Genomic DNA, 25,342 nt, shown 5'->3' with positions numbered 1-25,342 from the left:
GTTTGACCAGATGAGCTTAAACGGTCACGTAATTGACGGCAAGGCCGGATCTCCCGTACGCCGCCGGGAAGGCGCCGCCGGGCCGTAGCGTAGGGGGCATGGGCAAGGCGTTCTGGATCGACCAGGAGTTCGACAGGGACCGTGACGGGCGCTACGCCGTGCACGTGCGCAAGAACCTCGACGAGTTCGAGTGGGGTGACATCGCACCGGTCAGGTTCGCCTGCGCGGCCTGGCGGCTGGCCACCCCGCCCGCCCTCACCCCCGGCTACGTGCGCTGGGACCGCCGCGTCCTGGAGGCCACCTGCCACCGCAACACCTGGGACGGCACCCTGTTCGCGCGCGTCCGGATCGTCTCGCCGCTGCCCGCCGAGCTGACCAGGTCGCGCGCCTGGTGGCGCGACCGCGGCTGGCTGGGCTGGCAGGAGACCTTCGGCCAGTACGTCGAGCCGAGCCAGCAGGACCTCGCCCGCATCCCGTTCCTGCGCGCCACGCTGCTCGTCGAGGCGCCCGTGCCGCTCGGCGACCTCCCGCCGGAGCCCGAGGGGCCGCACGACGAGGTCGAGCAGCGCGCCCACCGGGCCGTACTCGTGCTGGTCCGCGAGCTCAACGCGCTGGTCGCCCCGGTGCTCGACCAGCTCGGGTAGCCCGCCCGCCGGCCAGCATGCCCGCCGCCCCCGTGGGTAGCGGGAGGCCCATGAGATTTCCGTTCGTCGTGACGGCGCTCCTCCTGGCGGCCGTCGGCTGCGCCGTGGACACGACGTCCCCCGCCCGCGCGGCCGAGCGTTTCCACGCGGCCCTGGAGGCGCACCACGAGGACGCCGCGTGCGGGCTGCTGGCCCGCAGCACCGCCGAGAAGCTGCCCGACCGCGGCCAGACCTGCGCCCAGGCGCTGGGCGACCTCAAGCTGGGGCCCGGCGGCGCGGTCACCGAGGTGCGCGTGTGGGGCAAGGAGGCCCAGGTGCGGCTGGCCGGCGACACCCTGTTCCTGCACCGCTTCGACGACGGCTGGCGGGTCAAGGCCGCGGGCTGCCGGCCCGTGCACGACCTGCCCTACGAATGCGAGGTGGAGAACTGATGCGGGTGATGTTCACGCTGACCCTGCTGGTCATCGCGGCGGGGCTGGCCTGGTTCCTGGCCATCGGGTGGGCGCGGTTGTGAAGTGGGTGAAGGAGAACTCCCTCTCGCTGGCCTTCCTGGTCATGTTCCTGCTGGCGCTCGGCGGCCAGGCGGTGGCGGGCATGCTGCAGTTCAACGACGTGCAGCTGGTTCAGGGCGCCGACCCGGTGTCGTTCGCCGAGTACGTCACCTCCTCCGACTTCGCCGTGGACGTGGCCGAGAACTGGCAGTCGGAGTACCTGCAGTTCTTCCTGTACATCATGCTGACCGTCTGGCTCGTCCAGAAGGGCTCCCCCGAGTCCAAGAAGGTGGAGGACGCCGGGGCCGAGTCGGACGAGGACCAGCAGGTCGGCGCGCACGCCGCCGGCTACTCCCCCGCCTGGGCCAAGGTCCGCGGCGCCCGGCTGTGGCTGTTCAGCAACTCGCTCGGGCTGGTGATGGGGGCCATCTTCGTGCTGTCGTGGCTGGCCCAGTCGGTGGCGGGCCAGGCGGCCTACAACTCCGGACGGCTCGGCGACCTGCGCGACCCCGTCTCGTGGGGCCAGTACGTGACCTCCGCCGAGTTCTGGAACCGCAGCCTGCAGAACTGGCAGTCGGAGCTGCTGGCCGTGTTGTCGATGGTGGTGCTGTCGATCTACCTGCGTCAGCGCGGCTCGCCCGAGTCGAAGCCGGTCGGCGCCCCGCACGCGGCCACGGACGTCGAGGGCTGACCGGTCAGCACGGCCACGACGCGGGTGCCCGGCGCGAACGCCCCCCGCCGGGCCAGGTCGAGGACGCCGTAGAGCATCTTGGCCACGTAGACGCCCTCGACCCGGTGCTCGGCGGCGAACCGGTCGAGGGCGGGGGTCGTGCGGGCGTAGCCGCCGAAGTGGTAGTCGAGGTTGAGCGACCAGTTCGTCCAGGTGCGGCCGTAGGCCTCGTGCTGGAGCCGGGCCACCTCGCCGGCCAGGAAGCCGGCCCCCTTGAGCACCGCGAAGCCCAGCGCCCGCCTGCCCTCGGGCAGCCCGGCCGAGATGCCGGCCAGCGTGCCGCCGGTGCCGACCGGGCAGCAGACGACGTCGTAGTCGACGTCGATCTCGGGCGGCAGTTCGGCGCAGCCGCGCACGGCCGCGGCGTTGCTTCCGCCCTCGGGCAGGATCGTCACGTCGCCCCACCGCTCCCGCAGCCGAGCCTGCACCTCGGGCGTGTGCTTGAGCCGGTAGGCGGCCCGGTCGAGGTAGGTGAGGGTCATCCCGCAGGAGGCGGCGAAGGCGAGCGTGGGGTTGAGCGGCAGGTGCTCCTCGCCCCTGATCACCCCGATCGTCTCGATGCCGTGCAGCCTTCCCGCCTGGGCCACGGCCCTGATGTGATGGGAGTACGCCCCGCCGAAGGTGAGCAGCCGCCGATGGCCCAGGTTGTACCTGAGCTTGCGGCGCTTGTTGTCGTCGTGCATCAGGAACACCCGGACCTGGCCGAGCGCTGGATCCAGGAGCTCCTCCATGGCGCTAGTCTACGGTCGGGCCTTTGTTGAGGAGTGTTGGATTATGCGCGTTGCTGAAGCTTTTCGTGCCGCCTTCGGTGCCGATCCCCGCACGGTCTGGCGCGCGCCCGGCCGGGTCAACCTGATCGGCGAGCACACCGACTACAACGACGGTTTCGTCCTGCCCTTCGCGGTGCCGTGGGGCGTGAGCGCCGCCGTCACCCCGCGCGCCGACCAGACCATCCGGCTGCTGTCCCTCCAGTCCTCCGGCGGCCCGATCGAGCTTTCGGCCAGGGAGGCGGCGACCGGCTGGGCCCGCTACGCCGTGGGCGTGCCGGCCATGCTCGGCGACCGGGTCGCCGGCGCGGACATCGCGATCGACGGCGACGTGCCCCAGGGCGCGGGGCTCAGCTCCAGCGCCGCGCTGGAGGTGGCCGTCGCCTCCGCGCTGAACGACGTCCACGGGCTCGGCCTGACGCCGATGGAGATCGCGCTGCTCAGCCAGCGGGCCGAGAACGACTTCGTCGGCATGCCGTGCGGGATCATGGACCAGGCCGCCTCGGCGCTGTGCGAGGAGGGCCACGCGCTGTTCCTCGACTGCCGCTCGCTCGGCTCCAGGAAGATCCCCCTCGACCTGGCCGCCGAGGGCCTGAGCATCCTCATCATCGACACCCAGGTCCACCACGAGCACGCCGGCGGCGAGTACGCCAAGCGCCGCGCCGAGTGCGAGTCCGCCGCCCGCAAGCTGGGCGTGGCGTCCCTGCGCGACGTCACCGACCTGGCCGCGGCCCTCGACCGGCTCCAGGGCGACGAGCGCAAGCGCGTCATGCACGTCGTCACCGAGAACCACCGCGTCGAGGCCCTGGTCGGCCTGCTGCGCGCGGGCAAGGTGACCGAGATCGGCGCCCTGCTCAACGCCTCCCACCTGTCGCTGCGCGACCAGTACGAGGTGTCCTCGCCGGAGCTCGACGTGGCCGTGGAGGCCGCCTTCCGCGGCGGGGCCCGCGGCGCCAGGATGACGGGCGGCGGCTTCGGCGGCTCGGCCATCGCCCTGGTCCCGGACGACCGCCTGGACGGCGTGCGCGAGTCGGTCTCGGCCGCCTACGCCGAGCGTGGCTTCCAGGCCCCGCGTTTCCTGGCCGCCACCGCCGCCCAGGGCGCCCACCGCCTGGCCTGAGCCGGTCAGGGCGTGCGGGCCGCTCCCGCCCGTGCCAGGTTGACCCCGCTGGCGATCACCCCGATGTGGCTGAACGCCTGCGGGTAGTTGCCCGCGAACGCGCCCGTCGCCGGGTCGATCTGCTCCGGGAGCAGGCCGAGCGGGCCGGCGCGGGCGCACAGGGAGGCGTACAGCTCCTCGGCGCGGGCCCGGTGACCTTGCAGGATGAGGTTGTCCACCAGCCAGAAGCTGCACAGCAGGAAGGCGCCCTCGTCGCCGGGCAGGCCGTCCGGCGACCGGTCGTGCAGGTAGCGGTAGAGCAGGCCGTCACCGGCGGACAGGCGTTCGGCGACGGCGGCGGTGGTCGCCGCCATCCGCGGGTCATTGGCCGGCACGACCTTGCGCAGCGGCAGCGCGAGCAGGCTGGCGTCCAGGCCGCCGCCGCCGTCGAGGTGCTCGCTCAGGCACTGCGCCTCCTCGTCCCAGGACTGCTCCAGGATCAGCCGGCGCAGCTCCTCGGCGGTGGCGCGCCATCTGGCGATCGGACCGGCCAGGCCCAGCCGTTCGCCGATGGCCGCGGCCCGGTCGAGCGCCACCTGGCACATGCCCGCCGAGTAGGTGAAGACCCGGCCCTGGCTGCGTACCTCCCAGATGCCCTGGTCGGGCTGCCGCCAGGTGTGCGCGGCGGCCTCGGCCAGCGCCGACAGCCCCGACCACAGCGCGGGCTGCAGGTCGCGGCCGGGCAGCAGCCACTGGTCGGCGCAGTCCAGCACCTCGCCGTAGACGTCGTGCTGGCGCTGGTCGGCCGCGCCGTTGCCCCACCGCACCGGTGCCGAGCGCCGGTAGCCCTCCAGGTCGGCGTCGACGACCTCCTCGGGTACGGGGTCGCCGCGCAGCGTGTACATGATCCGCGGCTGCCCGCTCTGTTCGAAGGCGTCGAGGACCCAGCCGAGGAAACCGTCGGCCTCCTCCGCGAAGCCGACGCGGCGCAGCGCGAAGACGGCGTAGGCGGCGTCGCGGATCCAGGTGTAGCGGTAGTCCCAGTTGCGCACCCCGCCGACGGGCGCGGGCAACGAGGACGTCGGCGCCGCGACCAGCGAGCCGTTCACCCAGTCGTCGCACAGCTTCAGCGTGATCACCGAACGCCGGACCAGCGCCTCCTGCGGGCCCTGATAGGTGCACGCGCCCATCCAGCGCCGCCAGGCGTCGGCGGTCTGCCGCACCATCGCCTCGGGGTCGAACCGGTGGTGACGGTGGATGCGTCCCCACGACAGCACCAGGTCGAGGCGCTCGCCCTCCTGGAGGTCGTGCACGGTGCGCAGCCCGCCCAGCGGCCGATTGGAGCGCAGGTGCAGCCGCAGGTCGGGCCGGCGGGAGGCGCGCACCTCCAGGCCGCTGCCGAGCATCCGGGTCTGCCCGCCGCCGCGCGGCGCCAGCTCCGCCCGCAGGCGCACGTCCCCCGCCAGGACGACCGCGGACCTGACCAGCTCGCCCCGTCCGCCGCCCGCGTCGTCGCTGAGGTCGGCCCCGGCGCGCAGGACCAGCGCGTCGGTGATCCGGACCACGCCGGACGGGCCGCGCAGCTCGGTGACCAGCACGGCGGTGTCCGGCTCGTAGTACTGCCTGGCCTCGCGCAGGTCGTCGGTGGTCAGCGTGAAGCAGCCGCCGCGCTCGCGGTCGAGCAGGCCGCACAGCAGCGGGTCGCTGTCGAAGTGCGGCAGGCACAACCACGGGATCGAGCCGTCGAGGGCGACCAGCGCCGCCGTCGTGCCGTCGCCGATGAGCCCGAGGTCCTCCAGCGCCGGGTAGCCCTCCCGGTGGCGCACCGGGCGGAAGGGTGGATCGAGATCGAGCATGACCGGCGTTCTCCTCCGAGGTCGTCACCGGAAGGTGATCATCACCTTCACGACGTCGTCGAGCTTCTTGTCCGAGACCTCGAAGGCGCGTTCCATCTCCGCGAAGGGGAACGTGTGGGTGGTCAGCGGCGTGGGATCGACCCGGCCGCCCTCCAGGACGCGCAGCAGGCGTTCCATGCGCAGCCGCCCGCCCGGGCACAGGCCGGTCGTGATCTTCTTCTCGGCCATGCCGACGCCCCACTCGACGCGCGGGATGCGGACGAACTCGCCCTGGCCGTAGTAGCCGGTGTTGGAGATCGTCCCGCCCGGCTTGGTGATCTTGATCGCGGTCTGGAAGGTGGCGTCCGCGCCGAGCGCCTCGATGGCGGTGTCCACGCCCTGTCCGCCGGTCAGGCGGAGCACGCCCTCGACGACGTCCTCGGCGCTGAAGTCGACGACCTCGTCGGCGCCGAAGTCGCGGGCCAGCCGCTTGCGGCGGGGCACCGACTCGACCCCGATGACCAGGCCGGCGCCGCGCAGCCGGGCGCCCGCGGTGGCCATGAGGCCCACCGGGCCCTGGGCCAGCACGGCGACCGCCCCGCCGATGGGGATGTCGCCGTTCTCGGCGCCCATGAACCCGGTCGAGAGCATGTCGGCGCAGTAGACGGCCGTCTCGTCCGGCACCCCGTCGGGGATCTTCGCCATGTTGGCGTCGGCCTCGTTGACGTGGAAGAACTCGGCGAAGACGCCGTCCTTGGAGTTGGCGAACTTGAACCCGCCGAGCGGGCCGCCCGACTGCGACGGATGGCCGTCCTGGCAGGCGAGGTCGCCCCAGTCGGGGGTGATGGCCCCCACCAGGACGCGGTCGCCCGGCCGGAAGTCGCGCACCTCCTCGCCCACCTCGTGCACCACGCCGACGCCCTCGTGCCCGAGTGTGAGATCGGTGCGCGGCCCGATGCCGCCCTGGACGGTGTGGGAGTCGGAGGTGCAGATGAGGGCGGTGGTGGTGCGGACGACGGCGTCGCGCGGACCCGGCCGCGGCACCGGTTTGTCCATGAAGCCGACCCGGCCGATCTCCTTCATGACGAAAGCCTGCACCGCGCCCCCCGAACGTGCCCGCGCTGGACGTCCCCCCACGTCCCGGCCTGGCCGGGAACCCTTCGGACACGCCCAGCCCTACCCTGCCGGGATCGCCGTCTAACCTCGGGGCGCTCCGCCCGCACCCCCTCTGGCCTGCGGATTCACAACGCCGGGAAGTCCGGCGGGCGGCGCTCCAGGAAGCTGGCGACGCCCTCGGCGAAGTCGGGCCGGCCGAAGGAGGCCAGCATCTCGTGGACGGCCTTCCTGGCCGACTCCTCCAGGGTGACGTCCCAGTCCTGCCACACCTGCCGCTTGATCACCGCCATGGACGCCGGCGAGCTGTGCACGGCCAGCTCCCTGGCGTACTCCTGGGCCTGCGCCAGCAGCGACTCCCCCGGCACCGCGCGGTTGGCCAGCCCCAGCTCGTACGCCTCCCGCCCGCTGAACACCCGGCCCGACAGCAGGACGTCCATGGCCCGCTGCTGGCCCATCACCCGGGGCAGCACCCAGGACAGGCCGTACTCGGCGACCAGGCCGCGGCGCGGGAAGGCGGTCGTCCACTTGGCCTCCTCGGCCGTGAAGACCAGGTCGCAGACGAGCGCGTGCACCATGCCGAGCCCGGCGCAGGCGCCGTTGACCGCGGCGATGATCGGCTTGCCGATGGTCGTGGGGAAGGTGTTGGGACGGGGGTCGGGGGTCTCGTCGTAGGAGCCGGTCTGGATGGCGGCGAGCGTCCTGAAGTCGGCGCCGGCGCAGAAGCCCTTGCCTGCGCCGGTCACCACGATCGCCCGGACGTCGGGGTCCTTCTCGGCCTCGGCCAGCAGGTCGAAGTAGCGCCGGCCCATGGCGTCCGTCCAGGCGTTGAGCGTGTCGGGACGGTTGAAGGTCAGCGTGAGCACGCCCCGGTCCGACGATGAGAGCACGAGTTCCGCCATGCGCTAACCGAACCATGTTCTGGGCGGGGCTGGCAAGCGGCTCAGCGGGCGGGGTGGCGGTGCACGTACGCGGGGGTCAGCTCGCAGGTGTCGTAGTAGCGGTGGAAGACCGGGGTCGCGCCGCCCGACAGCGGCGGCACGATCCACGACCAGTCGGCCGGGCAGCGCCGTCCGGCGCGCTCCTCGCGTTCCAGGTGGGTCAGGAAGCGCCGGGACTCGGTGTGGTGGTCGGTGATCGTCACCCCCGCCCGTTCGAACGAGTGCAGCACCGCCACGTTGAGCTCGACCAGCGCGTGGTCGCGCCAGAGCGAGCGCTCGGTGGAGGTGTCCAGGCCGAGGTGCTTGGCCACCTCGGGGAGCAGGTCGTAGCGGTCGGAGTCGGCCAGGTTGCGCGCCCCGATCTCGGTGCCCATGTACCAGCCGTTGAACGGCGCGCACGGGTAGCAGACGCCTCCGATCTCCAGGCACATGTCCGAGATGACCGGCACGGCGTGCCAGCGCAGCCCCAGCTCCGCGAACCATGCGTACTCCGGATGCAGCAGCGGCACCTCCAGCACGGCGTCGCCCGGCAGGTTGCACACCAGCGGGTCGCCGAGCCCGGCCCGCACGACCAGCGGCAACACGTCGAACCGGCCCGGCCCGCCGCGCCAGCCGAGTTCCTTGGCCAGGTCGGTGAGCTCGGCGTTGCGCGGGTCGCCGAGGACGCCGCCGCCGTTCAGCCGGTGCCCGGCGTAGCGGACGAGCTGGTCGTTGAGCACCCGCGGGCCCGGCATGGCCGGGGTGTCCGGGGCGAACACGGTGACGGTGGGCCTGATGCGCCCCTCCCCCGTCGCCTCGCGCAGGTGCGCCACGCACTCCACCGCCACGCCCTCGGCCGTCGTCACCTCCCGCCGGTCGCGCACCTTCAGCGAACGCCAGTACAGGCGTCCGATGCACCGGCCGCTGTTGCGCCAGGCGACCCGGGCGCCGAACTCCAGCTCCTCGAAGGTGTGGACGTAGGTGCCGTGGCGGGCGACGTCTCTGGCGACGTCGCGCAGCCGGGCGGCCAGGCCGCCGGCGGCGGGGTTCTCGGCGTGGAAGAGCCTGATGAACCGCTCCGCCTCGCGGAGGTCCGTGGTGCGCTCGAACAGCGCGTGCACGGCATGCACATCGAAGGGACGCAGTGACCTGATCCAGGTACGCACGCGGCAACCAACATTTCGCTCAGCGGAGCGCCCCGCCGATTCCGGGTCGGCGGCACGTCCTGCCGGCGGCGCCCTCTCCACGCCCCCGTCACGACTTCCCGCGGCTGCCGGCCGCACCCGGCCGGCTCCCCCATCTTGCCGCCGCGAACGCCCGTTGTCCGCGTAATACCGAAATCGGTGACTCATCCACTACAACGCGTGAATCCCTCTCTTTTCAGGACATGCCTGCTCGGCGACGTCCTGATCGCTCAGGGTTTCGGATCATCGGCGATCCGTGACTCCTCGAGCGCGTCGGAGATCCGCTGCGTCAGTTCCCGCACCTCCTCGCCCGAGAGGCCGCGCAGGTTCGTCGCCGCCAGTTCGATCGTCGCCCCGCCCTCGTTCCGCACCCGGATGCGGACCTCGGCACCGTGTCGCCGCAGCCTGAACCAGGCCAGCAGCGCGGAGGCGAACGCGCCCAGGGCGCCCGATCCGGCCAGGACGACCGCGAGGCCGAGAACATCGGTCATCGGCCCGCCGCCAATCCGACGCAGGCGGCACTGGCGGCCAGGGTGAGCACGAACAACGTCAGGGAGACGTTGGCGACCGTGCCCGGACCCGCCATGGCCACCTGGGTGTACGCGACCGCGTTCCCGATGCAGCACAGGAGCGACGACCCCACCATCATGGCTCTCATGATCTGCCATTCATGACCGAAGGGGGCGAACACCAATTCACCCACCGCCGCGGCGGCCAGCGCGGAGGAGGCGATGAACAGCTCCCCCTTGGCCAGGATGGACATCCAGCTGAACCGCTGAGGCGACATGACGCCACGCAGGGCATCGATCCAGATGGGAAGCAGCCCGAAAATCACCCCGAACACCACCCAGAGCGTGAGACGCCCGATGATCTGCCGCGCCCTGGCACGCGTCAGGCCCGCCGGCGGAGTGCGGCCCTGTTCCGGGCTGAGGGGTGCTTCAGACGTGGTCAACGGCTTCTCGCGGAGTGAGGAGGACGTCACTGGAACCGCTGTGAATGTACAACTTCCCGATGACGGTGTCAGCGAGACGACTTCCTGGAGCCTCAGCGAGGGGAGGTCTCCGTGGAACGACTCAGGCCCTCTCACCTGACTCGGTGAGAGGGCCTGAGTTGCTGTCTGGCTACAGCTCCCGCGATAGGACTCGAACCTATAACCTGCCGGTTAACAGCCGGCTGCTCTGCCGTTGAGCTACGCGGGATCGAACGTTCGCCCTGCTGGTCGGGCTTGTTGGGCCCTTCCGTCGTGCGCAGGAATAGATTAGCGCACTCTTGGAGTGCGTGTCGCATCGCAACTGGGGTAGGCCGGGAGACAGCGGAGGTGCGAGATGCGTTATCGGATGACATTTGCGGTCGGTCTGGCTGTCGGTTACGTGCTCGGCAGCAGGGCGGGCCGTGAGCGGTACGAACAGATCAAGCGGGCGGCCCAGCGTGTGGCCGACAGCCCCAGGGTCCAGGAGGCCGCGGGGGTGGTCGGCGCGCAGGCGTCGAGGCTGGCCGGGGCGGCCAGGGAGAAGGTGGGCGGGACGCTTCAGGAGAAGATCCCGTTCCTCGGCTCCGACGGCCACCACAGGTCCGGCAGCGGCTGGCCCGAGGAGGAGGATCTCGCGGAACGGAGGTCCCGCGAGACCGGCATCCCCTACTGAGGGCCCGGCCCCAAGATCCGGCCCCTTGATCCGGCCCCGAGATCCGGCGCGGCACGGACGTGTGATCCCTCACACGCCCATGCTGCGCCGGACGCCTTCCAGGGCCTGTTCGGCCTGTGCCCGCAGGCCCGGGTCCGTCGGATCGAGCCCGTCGTCGAAGACGAGCGTCCAGCCCAGCACCTCGCCGCCCGGCGGACGCCTGGCCACCAGCCGGACGCCGCCGCGCCCCGGCAGGCTGACGTGCTTGTTGACCACGATGGTGGAGTTCACCCGCTCGCGCACGGTCTCGGGCACCATCCGCGGTTCGGCGACGCGCTCGAAGTGGCGGGCGCCGCCGGTGGTGACGACCCGCAGCCCCTCGTCGTCCCAGGACGCCTTGTCGATCTCCTCGTACGGCACCCGCGTCCCGTCCGACAGGAACAGGGCCAGGTTGGTGGCCACCAGGTGACCGTCGGCGGTCTCGGTGAACGTCAGCACCCGCTCCCCCGGCCGGGTGTCCAGGGATCGGCGCACGTCGGCGGGCAGGCGGCGAAGAAGGCTCATATCTCCACGGTATCGGCGAGCAGGTCGAGGGTGAGCGCCGCGCTCCAGGAGAAGTCCCTGCACCCGCGCCCGCTGCCGTCGAACGGGTCGAAGCACTCGCGGAACCCGGCCTGCCGGACCAGCCGCAGGGTGCCGTTGGCGAGCTGCCGGCCGAGCTGGTCGAGTGAGTGGACGGCGGCGGCCCGGCGTAACAGCCAGTTGGTGTTCACCCAGGACGGCCCGCGCCAGTAGCGGGTGCGGTCGAACTGGGCGGCGCGGATCTCGCAGCTCGGCACCGGGTAGCCGGTCGCGCCCATGAACCGGGCCGACTCCAGCACCTCGACGCAGGCGTGCAGGTGGTCGCTGGGCAGCCCGGGGTCGAGCAGCGGCCCGAACGCGCCCACCGTGCAGACCTTGATCAGCCGGCCGGTGCGCAGGTCGCGGGGGTAGAAGCAGCCGTCCCAGAGCCGGTCGAGCATGGCCTGCCTGATGCGTTCGGCCTGTTCGGCGTGGGGTGCGGGGTCGGCCCCCGCCACCGGCGCCAGCTCGGCCAGCGCCTGGCAGGACGCCAGCCAGATCCCGTTGAACATCGGGTCCTCGACCGCGAACGGGTGCTCGTCGCGCAGGTACTCGGCGCGGTAGCCGGCGTCGCGGTAACGCATGGCCAGCCAGACGTAGCGGTCGTGGTCGCTGTCGGGGTGGCGGTCGGCCAGCTGAACGTTGCGGTAGCCGTAACCGATGGCGGGCAGCGCGGCGAGCGGCTGGTCCCAGGCCGGGCTGTCGTCCATGCCCGACTCCCAGGGGTGGACGATCGCCGCCAGTCCGGCGCCGCCGAGGTCGCGGGCCGAGGCCAGGTAGTGGTGCTGGGCGACGAGCAGCGGGAACGTCCGCCGGACGAACGCGACGTCGCCGGTGTGCCGGTAGAGCCACCGCAGCGCCAGCGCCTGCAGCGGCGGGGAGGTGAGCCCGGAGGTGTAGACCCTGGGCGCGGAGGCGTGCTCCTGCGAACGCCAGACCGACGGCCCGGGGAAGTACGCCTCGCGGGTGTGGAAGACGATGTGGGGCACCATGCCGGTCGCCCACTGGCCGCTCAGCAGGCTGAGCAGCTCCTCCCGGGCGCGCTCCGGACGGTGCCTGGCCAGGCCGATGACGACGAACGCGGAGTCCCAGCTCCACTGGTGCGGGTAGAGACCCGGCGCGGGCACGGTGCCGCTGCCCGTCCAGTTCGCCTCGAGCACGGCCAGGGCCTCGCGCCCGAGCGCGGCATCGTCAACCGCCGGCCGCGCCTCCATTCACTCACTATGCCTTGGGACGCGGGCGGAAGCTACGGCTTCTTGGCCCACTTCGCGACGAACGTGACACCGAGGACGACGGCGCCGATGATGAGAGCCCACTTGAGGAGCGTGAAGACGAAACCCACGAGCGGGCCGACGAGAAGCAGTGCGACGATGATCGCGGCGATGATCAGAAGGATGCGTGCCATGTCTCCACCGTAGGAGATCCGTTAAGCCGTTTGCAGGTGACCGAGGGTTGAATCAGGGACAAGTCAGGGTCACCCCTACCCTTTGGAACCAACCGGTCAAGACTCCCGTTGAGCCGGTAGGACACGGGGCTTCGGGGGCCCTCTTCACGGGGAGCGTGATGAGTCTGGGACCACCCATGAGCAGGGAAGGCGCCGAGTACGCGCTGCGCGCTCGGGCCGACGAACGTGACCGGATCTCCGGCGACCTGCTCGATCTCGAATCCCACACCACGTACCAGCTGCTCAAGGGCGCGACGCTGGACGGGGTGACGGCGCGGCGCTGGGCCGCCGTCCAGGCCGCGCTGACCCGGCTGTGGCTGCTGAACGACGCCTACCGGGCCGTGCTGCGCGACGCCGAGCAGGTCAGGGCCGCGCGCGCGAAACTCGGCGCCGAGCAGCTCGACGAGCTGACCCGGCTGCTGTCGGGCACGTCCGTCGTGCTGCGGGCCGCGGCCAAGCCCGTCGAGCAGCGCTCGCTGCTGCCCGAGGCCGACGAGCGGCTGACCCTCGACGAGACCGTCGCCCGCATGGACGGCGCCTTCCGCGAGGTCACCTCGGCGCTCAACGACATCGACGCCGTGTGGAACGCCGTCCTGCCCCGGCTCGACGACGCCGACCGCGTCCTGCGCGAGATCCGCGACCTGGAGCGCGAGCTGGGCGAGAGCGCCGGGCTGGAGCCGCAGGAGGCGGAGCTGCGGCGGATGCGCGCGGCCCTGCTCGCCGACCCGCTCGGCGCGGGCGTCGGCCCCGACCTCGGCGGGGTCGCCCGCGTGCTGGCCGAGGCCCGCGCGGAGGTCGACCAGGCGATCGTGGTCAAACGCGAGTACGCCAGGCGCCGCGAGGACCTGGTGGCCGCCCTCGACCGGGTACGCGCGGCCGAGAGCGAGGCCAGGCTGGCCCACGGCGCGGTCGTGGTCAAGATCGCCCTGCCGCCGCAGGCCGGCCCGCGCAGCCGGGTCGAGGAGCTGACCGGCGAGCTGGCCGCGCTCGACGCCTCGGCCGACACCTGGGTGGTGCGGGCCAGGCGGCTGGCGAGCGTGGAGAGCGAGGCGGAGAAGGCGGCCGACCGGGCGCGGGCCACCGCCAAGGCCCTGTACGGCCTGGTCGGCAGGCGCGACGAGTTACGCGGCCGGCTCGGCGCCTGCCAGGCCATGGCGGTGCGCAAGGGCATGGCCGAGGACCCCGACGCCGCCGCGTGCTTCGAGCGGGCACGATCCCTGCTGTGGAGCGCCCCCTGCGACCTGACCGAGGCGGCGGCCGCGGTCGACACCTACCAGCGCGCGATACACGGAGGTAAGCCATGACCCGCTGCGCGCAGCCGGGCTGCACCGGCACCATCGAGGACGGCTACTGCGACCTGTGCGGCAACGCGGCGGCCGCGCCGCCCCCGGCGGTGTCCGTCCCCCGGCAGGCGTCGGCCCCGGCCTCGGGGACGTCTTCCGGGCCACTCTCGGGGCCGCTCTCGGGCCCGGTGCACACCCAGCCGGTGAGCCGGTCGCTGACCTCGCCGGTGAGCAGCAGCGGCAGGTCGCGGGCCGGGGTGCTGGGCGGCATCGCCGACCTGCCGTCCGTGCCGTACCGGGACCCGGCGACGGCCGTGATGGCCGATCCGCAGGTGCCGGAGGAGAAGCGGTTCTGCGCCAACCCGGCCTGCGGGGAGCCGGTGGGCCGGTCCCGGCAGGGCCGTCCGGGGCTGACGGAGGGGTTCTGCCCGCACTGCCGCACGCCGTACTCCTTCACCCCGAAGCTGGCCAAGGACGACATGGTGGCCGGACAGTACCGGGTGCTCGGCTGCCTGGCGCACGGCGGCCTCGGCTGGATCTACCTGGCCGCCGACGAGGCCCTGGACGGCCGCTGGGTCGTGCTCAAGGGCCTGCTCAACACCAACGACGCCGAGGCGCTGGCGGCGGCCGAGGCCGAGCGCAAGTTCCTCACCACGGTCGACCACCCGAACATCGTCAAGATCCTCAACTTCCAGCTCTCCGGCGGCCTCGGCTACATCGTCATGGAGTACGTCGGCGGCCAGTCCCTGCACGAGCTGCGCCGCCAGGGCCCGCTGCCGCTGCGCGAGGCCCTGATCTACGGCCGCGAGATCCTGCACGCGTTCGGCTACCTGCACGAGAACGGCCTGGTCTACTGCGACCTCAAGCCGGCCAACGTGATCCGGGTCGGCCGGCGGCTCAAGCTGATCGACCTGGGCGCCGTCCAGCCGGTCGGCTCGCCGCCCGGCACGTCCTGGGCGACGGTCGGCTACCACGCGCCCGAGCTGGACACCCATCCCTCGTCCGTGGCCTCCGACCTCTACACGGTGGCCAGGACCCTGGCGGTGCTGACGATCCCGTCCTGGAGCCCGGCCAAGGGCGGCGTGGCCAGCCCGCTGCCGCAGGACTGCGGGCACGAGTCGTTCGCGCGGCTGCTGCGCAAGGCCACCGCGCCCAACCCCGCCGACCGGTTCCAGAGCGCGTGGGAGATGGAGGAGCAGCTCGTCGGGGTGCTGCGGGAGATCAGCGCGGCCGAGGAGGGCGTGCCGTTCCCGGCGCCCTCGACCCTGTTCGGGCCCGAGCGCTCGGCCGTGTGGACGGCGCTGTCGGACTCCCGCCAGGAGGTGTTCGGGCCGCTCGACCCGGCCGTGGTCGCGGTCGAGCTGCCGGTGCCGCACGTCGATCCGCTCGACCCGGCGGCGGGCGCGCTGGCGGGCCTGCTCGGGTTCGACGGCAAGGAGCTGTTCGACCAGCTCTCGGCGATGCCGCCGACGCCCGAGACCCGGCTCATGCGGGCCAGGCTGCTGGCCGAGGCGGGCGCCGCCGAGACCCCCGTGGCGCTGTCGGAGCTGGACCAGCAGCTCCCCGGCGACTGGCGGACGACCTGGTACCGCGGCGTGCTCGCACTGGCCACGCACCAGACGGACACCGCGGTGACGATGTTCGACGCGTGCGTGTCGGCGCTGCCCGGCGAGCTCGCGCCCAAGCTGGCGCTGGCGTTCGCGCTGGAGTGCGCCGGCAGGCAGTCGGCCCATTGGTACAACGCCGTCTGGCGGACCGACCACTCCTACGTCAGCGCCGCGTTCGGGCTGGCCAGGACGGGCCGCGTCAACGTGCTGGACGAGGTGCCGCCCACCTCCAGCTACCGGGTGGCGGCGCAGGTGGCGCTGGCCGCCTCGGTGTTCCGCCGGGCCGACCTGAGCACGGTGTCCGCCGCCGACCTGGTCGGCGCGGCCGGACGGCTGGCCAACCTGGCCGACCTCGACCCGCGCCGCCGCGACCTGCTCACCGCCGAGCTGCTGCGCTGCGCGCTGGCCTGGCTGGACAACAACCCCGCCCCGCCCGGGACGAAGCTGGCCGAGGCCGACTTCACCGAGCCGGGGCTGCGCAGGCGGCTGGAGTCGATCTACCGGAAGCTCGCGGTGGCGGCCGGCTCCCGCCATGAACGCCACGCGCTCATCGACGAGGCGAACGCCGTACGACCGAGGACGTGGCTGTGACCGAATCCGTGACGACCCCCCAGAGCTGCCCGATGTGCGCGTCCCCCGTCGTCCAGGGGGACGTCTACTGCGAGCGGTGCGGGCACGCGCTCGGCGCGCCGGTCTGCACCTCCTGCGGCGCGGCCGCGGTGGACGCGGAGGGCTACTGCGAACGTTGCGGCGCCCGCCAGCCCACCGGCCGCGACCACGCCGAGACCGTCCTGGACGGCGGGGCCGCCGCCGTCACCGACAAGGGCCTGCGGCGCGCCCGCAACGAGGACGCCATGGCGCTGCTGACCACCGGCGACGCCGTGATCACGGTGGTGTGCGACGGCGTGGGCAGCTCGCCGCGGGCCGACCAGGCCTCGGCCGCGGCGGTGGAGACCGCGGGCGCCGCCCTGGCCAGGGGGGCCTCCGCGCAGGAGGCGTTCGAGCTGGCCGGAAAGGCGGTGACCGCCCTGGCGACCTCCGTGGACGACGCCCCCGCCTGCACCTACGTCGCCGCGGTCGCCGGCCCCGGCGGGATCACGCTGAGCTGGGCGGGCGACACGCGGGCGTACTGGCTGCCCGCCGAGGCCCCCGGGCAGGGCGTGCTGCTGACCGAGGACGACGTGGTCCCGACCGGCGAGATCACCGCGTGGCTCGGCGCGGATTCCGGCGAGGTGTCGCTGCATGTGCGCACGCTCGCCCCGGGGGCGCCCGGCCTGCTGCTGGTGTGCAGCGACGGGCTGTGGCGCTACCTGGACGGCTACCGGTTCCCGCAGACGGGAACCCCCCTCGACATGGCCCGCGAGATGCTGCGCCACGCACTGGCCTCCGGCGGCCAGGACAACGTGACGATCGTTCTCATCCCCCTAGGAGAAACGCATGGGTGACCAGCCCACGTTCACGCTGAACATCGACCAGAACAAGTACCTGTCCACCGACGCCAGGGAGGTGCACGCGATCCTCACCGTGGCCTCCTCCGGCGGCGGCTTCGCCCAGGCCGCGCCCACCGAGGCGGCCGAGGTCATCATCGTCGACACCTCCGGCTCGATGAGCGGCGGCAAGATCCGCGAGGCCCGGCAGGCCGCGGCGGCGGCCGTGCACGCGCTGCGCGACGGCGTGCACTTCGCGGTGATCGCCGGGACCGAGAAGGCCAGGGTCGTCTACCCCGGCGGCAACGCCAACCTGGTCAGGGCCACGCCCGCCACCCGCGCCGAGGCCGAGCGGGCGATCAGCAGGCTGCTCGCGCACGGCGGCACGGCCATCGGCGAGTGGCTGAAGCTGGCCGGGCACCTGCTGAGCGGCTACCCGAACGCGATCAGGCACGCGCTGCTGATGACCGACGGGCAGAACAACGAGCGCCCCGAGGTGTTCGGCGCCGTGCTGCAGGGGTGGAGCGGCAAGTTCGTCTGCGACAGCCTGGGCGTGGGCGACGACTGGGTGCCCGCCGAGCTGCGGAAGGTCGCCGAGGCGATGCTCGGCTCGTTCGAGTTCGTACGGAACCAGAGCGATCTGGCCGAGTTCTTCCGCCGGGTGACGCAGACGTCGATGAGCAAGACCGTGGCGGACCTGTCGCTGCGGGTGTGGGTGCCGCAGACCGCCAAGCTGAAGTTCGTCAAGCAGGTCTCCCCCACGCTGCTCGACCTGACCGGCAAGCGCACCGACGTCAACCCGCTGACCGGCGACTACCCGACCGGCTCGTGGGGCCAGGAGGAACGCGAGTACCACCTGTGCGTCGAGGTGCCGCCGGGCCAGATCGGCCAGGAGATCAGGGCGGGCTGGGTGAAGCTGGTGCGCCCCGACACCCAGGACGTCGTGGCCAGCGGCAACGTGCTGGCCCAGTGGACCGACGACCTGGCGCAGTCCACCCAGATCAACCGGAAGGTCGCCCACTACACCGGCCAGGCCGAGCTGCACGAGCTCATCCAGGACGGCCTCAGCGCCCGCGCCGCCGGGGACGTGGAGGCCGCGACCGCGCGCCTGGCCAAGGCCAGGGAGCTGGCCGCGGAGTCGGGCCGCGAGGACACCGCCCGGCTGCTGGAGAAGGTCGTGGAGGTCGATCCCGCGACCGGCACGGCCCGGTTGCGCAGGAACGTGGACAAGGCCGACGAGATCGAGCTGGACACCGGTTCCGTCCGCACCAGCCGGCTGCGTAAGGGCGAGGGCTGATGGCGACCTGTCCCCAGGGGCACGCCTCCGGCTCCGACGACTACTGCGACGTCTGCGGCGCGCAGATGGCCGGGACGCCCGCCGCGTCCCAGCCCCAGCCGGCGGCGGCCGGCGGCGGGGGTGACGACGCCTGCCCGGTCTGCCAGACGCCGCGCGCCGGGCAGTTCTGCGAGGTGTGCGGCCACGACTTCACCGGCGGCGGGGGCGGCGTCCCGCTCCCGGTGCGGGGGGCGCGGTGGGAGGCCGTCGCCGCCGCCGACCGCACCTACTACGAGAAGGTGGTCGCCGAGGGCGGTCCCGACGCGGCGCGCATGGCCTTCCCGCCGTACTGTCCCGAGCGCTCGTTCGGGCTGGTCGGCGAGCAGGTGCGCATCGGGCGGCGCAGCAAGGCCAGGAACCTGGCGCCGGAGATCGACCTGACCGGCCCGCCCGAGGACCCGGGCGTGTCGCACCTGCACGCCGTGCTGCTGGCCCAGCCCGACGGCACCTGGACGCTGGTGGACCCGGGCTCGGCCAACGGCACCCAGGTCAACGGCAGGACCGTGGAGATCAACACGCCCGTCCGGGTCGGTCCGGGCGACCGGATCCACCTGGGGGCCTGGACCGTCATCACCATCAGGGAGGGCACACCGTGACCCTGGTGCAGAACCACCCGGGCGCCGTCGTCCCGGCGGGCGCCCCGGCCCCCCCGCCGCGCCGCAGCGTGCCCGGCCGCATCCGCGTCATCTCCGGCGTCACCGTGGCGGCGCTCGCGCTGCTGTTCGCGGCGCTCGGGGTGGGCAGCCTGACCGCCGGCGACGGGCTGCAGGTCATCGGCCGCGGCGCCGGGCCGCAGGTCGTCGCCACCGCCGGGCTCTACCTGGCGCTCAGCGACATGGACGCCCAGGTCGCCAACGCGCTGGTCATGGGCGACCAGTACGGCCAGCAGCGCCGCCAGGCGGTCGACCGGTACGAGCGGCGGCGCACCGAGGCCAACCAGGCGCTGCTGAAGGCGTTCGAGCTGGCCGGCGACAACGCCGCCGAGCGGCGGACCGTGCAGTCGGTGCTCGACGGCCTCGGCCGCTACGAACGGCTCGCCGGGCAGGCGCTGCTGCTGAACGAGCAGTCCCGGCACGCGCCCGGCGCGCCGCCGGACACCGTCGTGGGCACCTACCGGCAGGCCACCGACCTGATGCGGCTGGTGCTGCTGCCGCAGGCCTACAACCTGACCCTGGAGAGCGGCACGATCGTCCGCCGCACCTACGACGACAAGAACGCCATGGTCCCGCTGCTGCGCTCCGCGGTGCTGCTGGCCGGGCTGCTCGCGCTGGGCTGCCTGGTCTGGCTCCAGATCTACCTGGCCCGGCGGTTCCGCCGGGTGTTCGGCCCGGCGCTGCTGGTCGCCACGCTGGCCACCGTCGTCTCGCTGATCCTCGGCGTGAACGTGCTCGGCCAGGACCAGACGGACCTGCGCACGGCCAAGACGCAGGGCTTCGACTCGGTCCTGACGCTGGCCAAGGCCCGCGCGATCAGCAACAGCATGCAGGGCGACCAGAGCCGGTACCTGCTGGACAAGGACCGCGCCGACACCTACGAGCACACGTTCCTCGACAAGTCGCAGACGATCGTCTACTTCGAGTCGGGCAACCTCACCCAGTACCACGCGAAGGTGGCCGCCGACGCCGGGGCGGCCCGCGGCATGCTGGGGCCCGAGCTGACCGGCCCGGAGGGCGTCCGCGTGCTGGAGGCGTACCGGGCCTTCCAGAAGGCCGACACCTCCTTCCGGGCGCTGGCGCTGGAGGGCAGGACCGCCGAGGCCGTGACCGCCAAGCTCGAACCGGTCACCGCCGCGTTCGACGCCTACGACCGGGCCCTGGTGGCCCTGGCCGAACGGCACGAGCGCACCTTCGACCAGGCCATCGACGCCGGCGAGAACGCGCTGGACAACCTGTGGCGGCTGCTGCCGTTCGCGATCGCCGGGATCGGGCTGCTGATGATCGCCGGAGTGTGGCCGAGACTCAAGGAGTACCGTTGAAGCGGGCACTGGTAGCGGCCCTGGCCCTGACCGCGGTGGCCGCCGCGGCCTGCGGCACCGGCGGCCGGGAGTCGATCCTCGACAAGGACTCCATCGTCATCGCCGTCCGCCCCGACCTGCCGTCGGTGGGCTTCCGCAAGCCGGACGGCACCTTCGAGGGCTTCGACGTCGACGTCGCGCGTTACGTGGCCAAGCGGCTCGGCAAGGACTTCAAGCTGATCCCCGTGCTGGCGGGCGACCGGGACAAGGTGCTGGTCCAGGGGCGGGCCGACATGGTGGTGGCGACGTACACGATCAGCATGGACCGCAAGGCGAAGGTGCTGTTCGCGGGGCCGTACCACATCTCCTACCAGGACATCCTGACGCGGCCGGACGACAAGGTGGACAACGTCCGGCAGCTGAAGGGCCGCCGGATCTGCGCGGTGGAGGGCTCGAACGCCGCCGAGCGGGTCGTGGAGGAACGCAGCGTGGCGGCCAAGCTGGTGCCGTTCAAGGACTACGCGTCGTGCCTGAGCGCGCTGAAGAACCGGCAGGTGGACGCGGTCACCACCAACGACGTGATCCTGGCCGGCCTGGCCAACCAGGACGGCTCGGGGCTGCGGCTGGCCAACGCCCAGTTCAACGAGCAGCGCAGCGGGGTGGGCCTGCACAAGGACGACGTGCCGGGCTGCGAGGCGGTGAACCGGGCGATCACCGACATGTACCAGGACGGGACCGCGAGCAAGCTGCTGCACAAGTGGTTCAGCAAGGCGGGCCTGGACCTGACCAACATCGCCGTGCCGCAGTTCGAGGGCTGCTCCTAGGCCCGCCGCCCGGCATCCGTTCGAGGGCTGCTCCTGAGCCCGCCGCCCGGCATGCGGACGGGCCCGGCACGCTCGCCGGGCCCGTCGCGGGGTCGAAGGGTCAGTCCAGGTAGTCCCTGAGCATCTGCGCGCGCGTCGGGTGACGGAGCTTGGCCAGGGTCTTCGACTCGATCTGCCGGATGCGCTCGCGCGTCACGCCGAACTCCCTGCCCACCTCCTCCAGCGTGCGCGGATGCCCGTCGGCCAGGCCGAAGCGGAGCTGGATGATGCGCTGCTCGCGGTCGGACAGCGTGGCCAGGATGTCGTCGAGCTGGTCCTGCAGCATGATGAAGGCGGCGGCCTCCATGGGCACGACGGCGTCGGCGTCCTCGATGAAGTCACCGAGGTCGGAGTCCTCCTCGCCGATCGGCGACTGCAGGGACACCGGCTCCTGGGCGATGCGCTGGATCTCCACCACGCGGTCGACCGGGAGGTCCATCTCCTTGGCGATCTCCTCGGGGATGGGCTCGCGGCCGAGGTCCTGGTGGAGCTGACGCTGCACTCTGACGAGCTTGTTGATGGTCTCCACCATGTGCACCGGAATGCGGATGGTGCGCGCCTGGTCGGCGATCGCCCGGGTGATCGCCTGCCTGATCCACCAGGTGGCGTAGGTGGAGAACTTGTAGCCCTTCGTGTAGTCGAACTTCTCGACCGCCCGGATGAGCCCGAGGTTGCCCTCCTGGATCAGGTCGAGGAACAGCATGCCGCGGCCCACGTACCGCTTGGCGATCGACACCACGAGCCTGAGGTTGGCCTCGATCAGCCGCTGCTTGGCCCTGGTGCCCTGCCAGACGAGCTCCCTGAACTCCGGGAAGGCCAGACGCGAGACCCCGTTGGCCAGCTTGTCCTCGGCGAACAGGCCGGCTTCGATCGACTTGGCGAGCTCCACCTCCTCCTCGGCGGTCAGCAGGGGGACGCGGCCGATCTCCCGCAGATAGATACGGACGAGATCGCTGGTCGGCGCCCGCTTGCCTACGTCCTCCTCATCGGCGCGGGTGGACTCCTCGTCGCCCTGGGGCTCGAGGACCTCCACGCCGTTCTCTGCGAGCATCCGCACGACGCGTTCCAGCGCGTCGGACGGCAGCTCGGATCGGTCAAGCGCGGCGGCGACGTCATCGACGGTTACGCTTCCGCGCTCCCTTCCCTTCGCGACGAGGTCCGCCACCTGATCTACCGATGGCGGCCCGCTTGGCAGCACCGATGCACCCACGGGAGACAGTCTGCAGTATTGGTTCCATCAAATGGCAGACCCATTTTTGTTGCGGAAGGTAAGACGATCAGCATTACCGAATTGAGATCGAGTAAAGGTTTGGCCCGAGTTTGATCAGGAAAGAAAAGTCAATTACGCGGTCTGGAATCCCACGTCCGGCGACGTCCGCCGGCCGGACGTATCTCTTTCGCTGCCCGGAAGACGCCGGAGATGCCCCATTACGGCAGCGTGGACCGGCCGGGATTCCCCGTACGCCTCCCGGTTCACCGCCTGTCCCCGCTGCCGAACTGTTATCAAAACGCCCCGGCGGTCAGCTTCCCGCGGCGCGATCGCGCAGCACCCGGCGCTGCTGCTCCAGCGCCACCAGCTCGCCGAACAGCTTGTTGTACTCCTGCTGCTCCTCCACCGGGTTGAGGCGCTGCATGCGGGACTTGGCCTGGGCGATGGCCCGGTCGACGGCGATCGCCTCGATGGCCGCCAGCATGGCCCCCGCGTAACGCTCCTCGGCGTGCGCGTCGGCCTGGACGGGCTCCACCGCGAACCGCGTCACCAGCGCCCTGGTGCCCTCGTCGTGGGCGTGCTCCAGCAGCCGGTCGACCCACTCGCGGCCGCCGTGACCGGCCGAGCCGGCGCCGCCGGCGGCCTGGACGACCTTGTGCAGCGCGACGTGGTCGGGGGCGGTGAACGCCTGCGGGTCGAGGGCGTCGAAGCGCGGCCCGAGCAGCGCCGGCCGCTGGACGGCCAGCTTGAGCAGCTCGCCCTCCACCCGCACGCTCGGATCGACGGGGGCCGCCTTGGGGGCGCGCTGGGGGCGGCCCTGCTGGGTGTTGGCCACCTCGCCGATGCGCTGCATGACGAAGCGCTCGTCCATGAACCCGAGCCAGCGGTCGAGGTCGATGGCGTAGCGCTTGCGCAGGCCGACGTCCTTGATCCCGGCCACGATGGGCGCCGCCGCGTCGAGGGCGGCGATCTTGCCCTCGTTGCTGCGCAGGTCGTAGCGGGAGATGGTGCTCCTGATGGCGAACTGGAACAGCGGCTCGCGGCTCGCGATGAGGTCGCGCACCGCCGCGTCGCCCTGCTTGATCCGCAGGTCGCACGGGTCGAGGCCGTCGCTCTGCACCGCGACGTAGGTCTGCGTGACGAACTTCTGCTCGTCGGCGAAGGCCCGCAGCGCCGCCTTCTGGCCGGCCGCGTCGCCGTCGAAGGTGAAGATGACCTCGCCGCGGAACTCGGCCTGGTCGAGCAGGAACCGGCGCAGGATCTTGATGTGCTCCTCGCCGAACGACGTGCCGCAGGTGGCCACCGCGGTCGGAACGCCGGCCAGATGGCAGGCCATCACGTCGGTGTATCCCTCGACGATCACCGCCTGGGCGCGCTTGCTGATCTCTCGTTTGGCGAGATCGATGCCATAAAGGACCTGGCTCTTCTTGTAAAGCGGCGAGTCAGGCGTATTCAGATATTTCGGACCATCGTCGGAATCGAGCAACTTGCGTGCGCCGAATCCGATCACGTCGCCCGTGGCGTCCCTGATCGGCCAGATCAGCCGCCCCCTGAACCGGTCGATCGGCCCCCGCCTGCCCTCCTTGGCCAGGCCGCCCTTGACCAGCTCGTCGGCGGTGAACCCACGCCCCATCAGGTGGCGCGCCAGCGCCTCCCACTCGGCCGGCGCGTAGCCGACGCCGAACATCTCGGCGTCGGCGCGCTCGAACCCGCGCTCGGACAGGAACCGCCGCCCCGGGGCCGCGTCGGGCCCGAACAACTTCTCTGCGTAGAACTCGGCGGCCACCCGGTGGGCCTCGATCAGCCGGGCCCGCTCGCCGTGGTCGCGCTTGGGGACGTAGCCGCCCTGCTCGTACTGGAGCTGGATGCCGGCCCGCTGGGCCAGCCGCTCGACCGCCTCACCGAACGGCAGATGCTCGATCTTCTCGACGAACGTGATCACGTCGCCGCCTTCCCCGCAACCGAAGCAGTTGCCGGTGAGGAGGTTGTCCTCCAGGACGAAGGCGTGCCCGTGCTCGACCGTGGCGCAGAAGACCTCCTCGACCCGGTCGGTCTCCTCGACCGACTGGACCACCCAGCCGCGCCGCGCGAACGCCTTGGAGGCGCCGGAGAACCGCAGCCGATGCTCGTCGATGAGGAAGAAGTCTTCGGTCAGATCGTCGTTGACGAAGTGGACGCGGAAGATCGAACTCGGCTCGCGGCCGGGGAAGCCCACACGGACCTGCTCCGTGACGCCGTACGTGCCTATGCCGAGCCTGGTGCAGACCGTCCGGACGTATTCCAGCGTCTCCCGGTCGGCGCAGTTGAGCATGATCGTGCCGTCTTTGGCGACGTGCCCGTCGGCGGCGAGGTAGCCCGCGAGCCAGCCGTAGAGATAGGAGACGGACTCGTCGAGCGCGGGCAGCTCCTTGAAGAACCGGGGCAGGTGGTGGACCAGGAGCTGCCTCCTGCCCGACTTCCCGCCCCGGCCCTCCGTCACGAAGCTGAGCGGGAACCACTTGAGCAGCTGGGCGTCCTTGACGCTGTCGAGCGTGGCCCTGCTGCCGGAGCCCGCGCGGGTGCCGTCGCCGAAGGTGATGCCGTGGGCCACGCCGAACGGGGACGGGGTGGTGCGCTTGATGCGCGACCCGGGGAACACCGAGGCCAGGCGGTGCCCCTGCTTCAGGTCTTTGGTGATGACCTCGGCGCGTTTGTCGCGGCGCCGCCCGGATCGTACGAACCAGCGATGCTCGGGGGTCGCGAAGATCTCCTTGCGCTGCCCGTTGCGGGTCACCACGATCTTCATCAGCGATTGCACGCCGAACGACCTGAACGGCGCGTCGACCCAGGTGCCGTCGGCGGCCAGCACCCGATGGACGCCGCCGGCGAGCTCGGCGATGGGGCGCACGCCCTCCCACGTCATGACCCGCGTCTCCGCGGCGAGGCAGAAGTACATTCCGCGCTCGGGGGTGACGTTGAAGGACGGGCTCTTCTCGTCGTGGAAGGGGCACAGGCCCTTGAGGTTGCCCCCTCCGGCGTTGCGCAACTGGATGTGCTCGCCGATCACGTCGGCGATGGGGGAACGCTCGCGTACGAGCGCGATGTCGACATCACGGATCCGGCCAGCCACGCCGGTGAGTCTATTCCGCCCGACCGACGGTTCCGCCCCGCGCGGGGTGTGCCGCGGCCGGTGAACGGCGTGGCACGGGCTGT

At 72.0% G+C, this 25,342-nt stretch carries 24 protein-coding genes and 1 tRNA gene; 12 read left to right on the top strand and 13 right to left on the bottom strand.

The window, feature by feature from the left end; genetic code table 11:
• Positions 1-98 precede the first annotated feature (98 nt).
• The 3 genes from ABT158_RS10875 to ABT158_RS10865 all read left to right on the top strand — a co-directional run bounded on the left by ABT158_RS10875 (position 99) and on the right by ABT158_RS10865 (position 1,826).
• Complete coding sequence (locus tag ABT158_RS10875; RefSeq protein ID WP_352318877.1) at positions 99-644, top strand: hypothetical protein; 546 nt, start codon at positions 99-101, stop codon at positions 642-644.
• A 50-nt stretch (positions 645-694) separates the two neighbouring features.
• Positions 695-1,075, top strand: a complete 381-nt coding sequence (locus tag ABT158_RS10870) for a hypothetical protein (protein ID WP_352352557.1) — start codon at positions 695-697, stop codon at positions 1,073-1,075.
• 88 nt (positions 1,076-1,163) lie between these two features.
• Positions 1,164-1,826 carry a DUF6766 family protein gene (locus ABT158_RS10865; RefSeq protein ID WP_352352556.1) on the top strand — a complete coding sequence of 221 codons (663 nt, stop codon included), beginning with the start codon at positions 1,164-1,166 and terminating at the stop codon, positions 1,824-1,826.
• On the opposite strand, the gene ABT158_RS10860 is transcribed toward ABT158_RS10865, so the two are convergent.
• Positions 1,760-2,596, bottom strand: coding sequence for a 1-aminocyclopropane-1-carboxylate deaminase/D-cysteine desulfhydrase (locus ABT158_RS10860; protein WP_352352555.1), 837 nt, complete (start codon positions 2,594-2,596; stop codon positions 1,760-1,762). The two genes, ABT158_RS10865 and ABT158_RS10860, sit on opposite strands and share 67 nt — an antisense overlap.
• Positions 2,597-2,639: 43 nt before the next feature.
• Between ABT158_RS10860 and galK the strand changes: the two genes are divergently transcribed.
• A complete protein-coding gene (galK, locus tag ABT158_RS10855) occupies positions 2,640-3,752 on the top strand; it encodes a galactokinase (protein ID WP_352352554.1) in 1,113 nt (370 codons plus the stop codon).
• Between the two features lie 5 nt (positions 3,753-3,757).
• Here the strand turns inward: galK and ABT158_RS10850 are convergent, their stop codons facing one another.
• From ABT158_RS10850 to ABT158_RS10820, 7 genes are all read right to left on the bottom strand, one after another.
• Positions 3,758-5,587 (bottom strand): glycoside hydrolase family 15 protein, encoded by a 1,830-nt coding sequence (locus ABT158_RS10850; protein ID WP_352352553.1) that lies wholly within the window; start codon positions 5,585-5,587, stop codon positions 3,758-3,760.
• Between the two features lie 24 nt (positions 5,588-5,611).
• On the bottom strand, positions 5,612-6,649 hold the full coding sequence (locus ABT158_RS10845) for an NAD(P)-dependent alcohol dehydrogenase (RefSeq protein ID WP_352352552.1): 1,038 nt from the start codon (positions 6,647-6,649) through the stop codon (positions 5,612-5,614).
• A gap of 158 nt (positions 6,650-6,807) precedes the next feature.
• Entirely contained in the window at positions 6,808-7,581 is a 774-nt protein-coding gene (locus ABT158_RS10840; RefSeq protein WP_352352551.1) for an enoyl-CoA hydratase-related protein, read from the bottom strand.
• A 41-nt stretch (positions 7,582-7,622) separates the two neighbouring features.
• Positions 7,623-8,765, bottom strand: coding sequence for a nitric oxide synthase oxygenase (locus ABT158_RS10835; RefSeq protein WP_352352550.1), 1,143 nt, complete (start codon positions 8,763-8,765; stop codon positions 7,623-7,625).
• Between the two features lie 248 nt (positions 8,766-9,013).
• A complete protein-coding gene (locus ABT158_RS10830) occupies positions 9,014-9,274 on the bottom strand; it encodes an effector-associated constant component EACC1 (protein WP_352352549.1) in 261 nt (86 codons plus the stop codon).
• Entirely contained in the window at positions 9,271-9,735 is a 465-nt protein-coding gene (locus ABT158_RS10825) for a hypothetical protein (protein ID WP_352352548.1), read from the bottom strand. The genes ABT158_RS10830 and ABT158_RS10825 overlap by 4 nt, the downstream gene beginning before the upstream one ends.
• Positions 9,736-9,910: 175 nt before the next feature.
• Positions 9,911-9,982, bottom strand: a tRNA-Asn gene (locus ABT158_RS10820).
• A gap of 126 nt (positions 9,983-10,108) precedes the next feature.
• Between ABT158_RS10820 and ABT158_RS10815 the strand changes: the two genes are divergently transcribed.
• A complete protein-coding gene (locus ABT158_RS10815; protein ID WP_352352547.1) occupies positions 10,109-10,426 on the top strand; it encodes a YtxH domain-containing protein in 318 nt (105 codons plus the stop codon).
• A 69-nt stretch (positions 10,427-10,495) separates the two neighbouring features.
• Here ABT158_RS10815 and ABT158_RS10810 read toward each other — a convergent pair whose 3' ends face one another.
• From ABT158_RS10810 to ABT158_RS10800, 3 genes are read right to left on the bottom strand one after another with little or no spacing between them, the layout of a single operon-like run.
• The gene (locus ABT158_RS10810; protein ID WP_352352546.1) at positions 10,496-10,969 is read right to left on the bottom strand and encodes a hypothetical protein; all 474 of its coding nucleotides are present in this window, start codon (positions 10,967-10,969) and stop codon (positions 10,496-10,498) included.
• A complete protein-coding gene (locus ABT158_RS10805; RefSeq protein WP_352352545.1) occupies positions 10,966-12,240 on the bottom strand; it encodes an amylo-alpha-1,6-glucosidase in 1,275 nt (424 codons plus the stop codon). Before ABT158_RS10805 ends, ABT158_RS10810 begins: the two co-directional genes overlap by 4 nt.
• A gap of 32 nt (positions 12,241-12,272) precedes the next feature.
• Positions 12,273-12,431 carry a hypothetical protein gene (locus tag ABT158_RS10800; protein ID WP_352352544.1) on the bottom strand — a complete coding sequence of 53 codons (159 nt, stop codon included), beginning with the start codon at positions 12,429-12,431 and terminating at the stop codon, positions 12,273-12,275.
• 176 nt (positions 12,432-12,607) lie between these two features.
• Between ABT158_RS10800 and ABT158_RS10795 the strand changes: the two genes are divergently transcribed.
• From ABT158_RS10795 to ABT158_RS10765, 7 genes are read left to right on the top strand one after another with little or no spacing between them, the layout of a single operon-like run.
• Positions 12,608-13,774, top strand: coding sequence for a hypothetical protein (locus ABT158_RS10795; RefSeq protein WP_352352543.1), 1,167 nt, complete (start codon positions 12,608-12,610; stop codon positions 13,772-13,774).
• Positions 13,771-15,951 carry a serine/threonine-protein kinase gene (locus tag ABT158_RS10790; RefSeq protein WP_352352542.1) on the top strand — a complete coding sequence of 727 codons (2,181 nt, stop codon included), beginning with the start codon at positions 13,771-13,773 and terminating at the stop codon, positions 15,949-15,951. Before ABT158_RS10795 ends, ABT158_RS10790 begins: the two co-directional genes overlap by 4 nt.
• Entirely contained in the window at positions 15,948-16,805 is an 858-nt protein-coding gene (locus tag ABT158_RS10785) for a PP2C family protein-serine/threonine phosphatase (RefSeq protein ID WP_352352541.1), read from the top strand. The genes ABT158_RS10790 and ABT158_RS10785 overlap by 4 nt, the downstream gene beginning before the upstream one ends.
• Positions 16,798-18,084, top strand: a complete 1,287-nt coding sequence (locus ABT158_RS10780; RefSeq protein WP_352352540.1) for a vWA domain-containing protein — start codon at positions 16,798-16,800, stop codon at positions 18,082-18,084. Before ABT158_RS10785 ends, ABT158_RS10780 begins: the two co-directional genes overlap by 8 nt.
• Complete coding sequence (locus ABT158_RS10775) at positions 18,084-18,719, top strand: FHA domain-containing protein (RefSeq protein WP_352352539.1); 636 nt, start codon at positions 18,084-18,086, stop codon at positions 18,717-18,719. The genes ABT158_RS10780 and ABT158_RS10775 overlap by 1 nt, the downstream gene beginning before the upstream one ends.
• Positions 18,716-20,098, top strand: a complete 1,383-nt coding sequence (locus tag ABT158_RS10770) for a GlnX family signal transduction membrane protein (RefSeq protein WP_352352538.1) — start codon at positions 18,716-18,718, stop codon at positions 20,096-20,098. Before ABT158_RS10775 ends, ABT158_RS10770 begins: the two co-directional genes overlap by 4 nt.
• Positions 20,095-20,901, top strand: a complete 807-nt coding sequence (locus ABT158_RS10765) for a transporter substrate-binding domain-containing protein (RefSeq protein ID WP_352352537.1) — start codon at positions 20,095-20,097, stop codon at positions 20,899-20,901. The genes ABT158_RS10770 and ABT158_RS10765 overlap by 4 nt, the downstream gene beginning before the upstream one ends.
• A 100-nt stretch (positions 20,902-21,001) precedes the next feature.
• Here ABT158_RS10765 and rpoD read toward each other — a convergent pair whose 3' ends face one another.
• Both rpoD and dnaG read right to left on the bottom strand, forming a co-directional pair.
• Positions 21,002-22,105, bottom strand: a complete 1,104-nt coding sequence (gene rpoD / locus ABT158_RS10760) for an RNA polymerase sigma factor RpoD (RefSeq protein ID WP_241563834.1) — start codon at positions 22,103-22,105, stop codon at positions 21,002-21,004.
• Between the two features lie 355 nt (positions 22,106-22,460).
• Positions 22,461-25,259, bottom strand: a complete 2,799-nt coding sequence (dnaG, locus tag ABT158_RS10755) for a DNA primase (RefSeq protein WP_352352536.1) — start codon at positions 25,257-25,259, stop codon at positions 22,461-22,463.
• Positions 25,260-25,342: the final 83 nt, after the last annotated feature.

The organism is Nonomuraea sp. NPDC001636, from assembly GCF_040298265.1.
GTDB lineage: Bacteria > Actinomycetota > Actinomycetes > Streptosporangiales > Streptosporangiaceae > Nonomuraea.
This window is presented reverse-complemented; position numbering and strand designations above follow the sequence as displayed.

Excerpts from the sequence above, each read along its gene's own strand:
- ABT158_RS10815 (WP_352352547.1), top strand. The coding sequence starts at position 10,109 with ATGCGTTATCGGATGACATTTGCGGTCGGTCTGGCTGTCGGTTACGTG.
- ABT158_RS10810 (WP_352352546.1), bottom strand. The coding sequence starts at position 10,969 with ATGAGCCTTCTTCGCCGCCTGCCCGCCGACGTGCGCCGATCCCTGGAC.
- ABT158_RS10845 (WP_352352552.1), bottom strand. The coding sequence starts at position 6,649 with ATGAAGGAGATCGGCCGGGTCGGCTTCATGGACAAACCGGTGCCGCGG.
- ABT158_RS10775 (WP_352352539.1), top strand. The coding sequence starts at position 18,084 with ATGGCGACCTGTCCCCAGGGGCACGCCTCCGGCTCCGACGACTACTGC.
- ABT158_RS10805 (WP_352352545.1), bottom strand. The coding sequence starts at position 12,240 with ATGGAGGCGCGGCCGGCGGTTGACGATGCCGCGCTCGGGCGCGAGGCC.
- ABT158_RS10830 (WP_352352549.1), bottom strand. The coding sequence starts at position 9,274 with ATGACCGATGTTCTCGGCCTCGCGGTCGTCCTGGCCGGATCGGGCGCC.
- ABT158_RS10795 (WP_352352543.1), top strand. The coding sequence starts at position 12,608 with ATGAGCAGGGAAGGCGCCGAGTACGCGCTGCGCGCTCGGGCCGACGAA.
- ABT158_RS10850 (WP_352352553.1), bottom strand. The coding sequence starts at position 5,587 with ATGCTCGATCTCGATCCACCCTTCCGCCCGGTGCGCCACCGGGAGGGC.
- ABT158_RS10860 (WP_352352555.1), bottom strand. The coding sequence starts at position 2,596 with ATGGAGGAGCTCCTGGATCCAGCGCTCGGCCAGGTCCGGGTGTTCCTG.
- ABT158_RS10800 (WP_352352544.1), bottom strand. The coding sequence starts at position 12,431 with ATGGCACGCATCCTTCTGATCATCGCCGCGATCATCGTCGCACTGCTT.
- galK (WP_352352554.1), top strand. The coding sequence starts at position 2,640 with ATGCGCGTTGCTGAAGCTTTTCGTGCCGCCTTCGGTGCCGATCCCCGC.
- ABT158_RS10875 (WP_352318877.1), top strand. The coding sequence starts at position 99 with ATGGGCAAGGCGTTCTGGATCGACCAGGAGTTCGACAGGGACCGTGAC.
- ABT158_RS10840 (WP_352352551.1), bottom strand. The coding sequence starts at position 7,581 with ATGGCGGAACTCGTGCTCTCATCGTCGGACCGGGGCGTGCTCACGCTG.
- ABT158_RS10870 (WP_352352557.1), top strand. The coding sequence starts at position 695 with ATGAGATTTCCGTTCGTCGTGACGGCGCTCCTCCTGGCGGCCGTCGGC.
- ABT158_RS10780 (WP_352352540.1), top strand. The coding sequence starts at position 16,798 with ATGGGTGACCAGCCCACGTTCACGCTGAACATCGACCAGAACAAGTAC.
- ABT158_RS10790 (WP_352352542.1), top strand. The coding sequence starts at position 13,771 with ATGACCCGCTGCGCGCAGCCGGGCTGCACCGGCACCATCGAGGACGGC.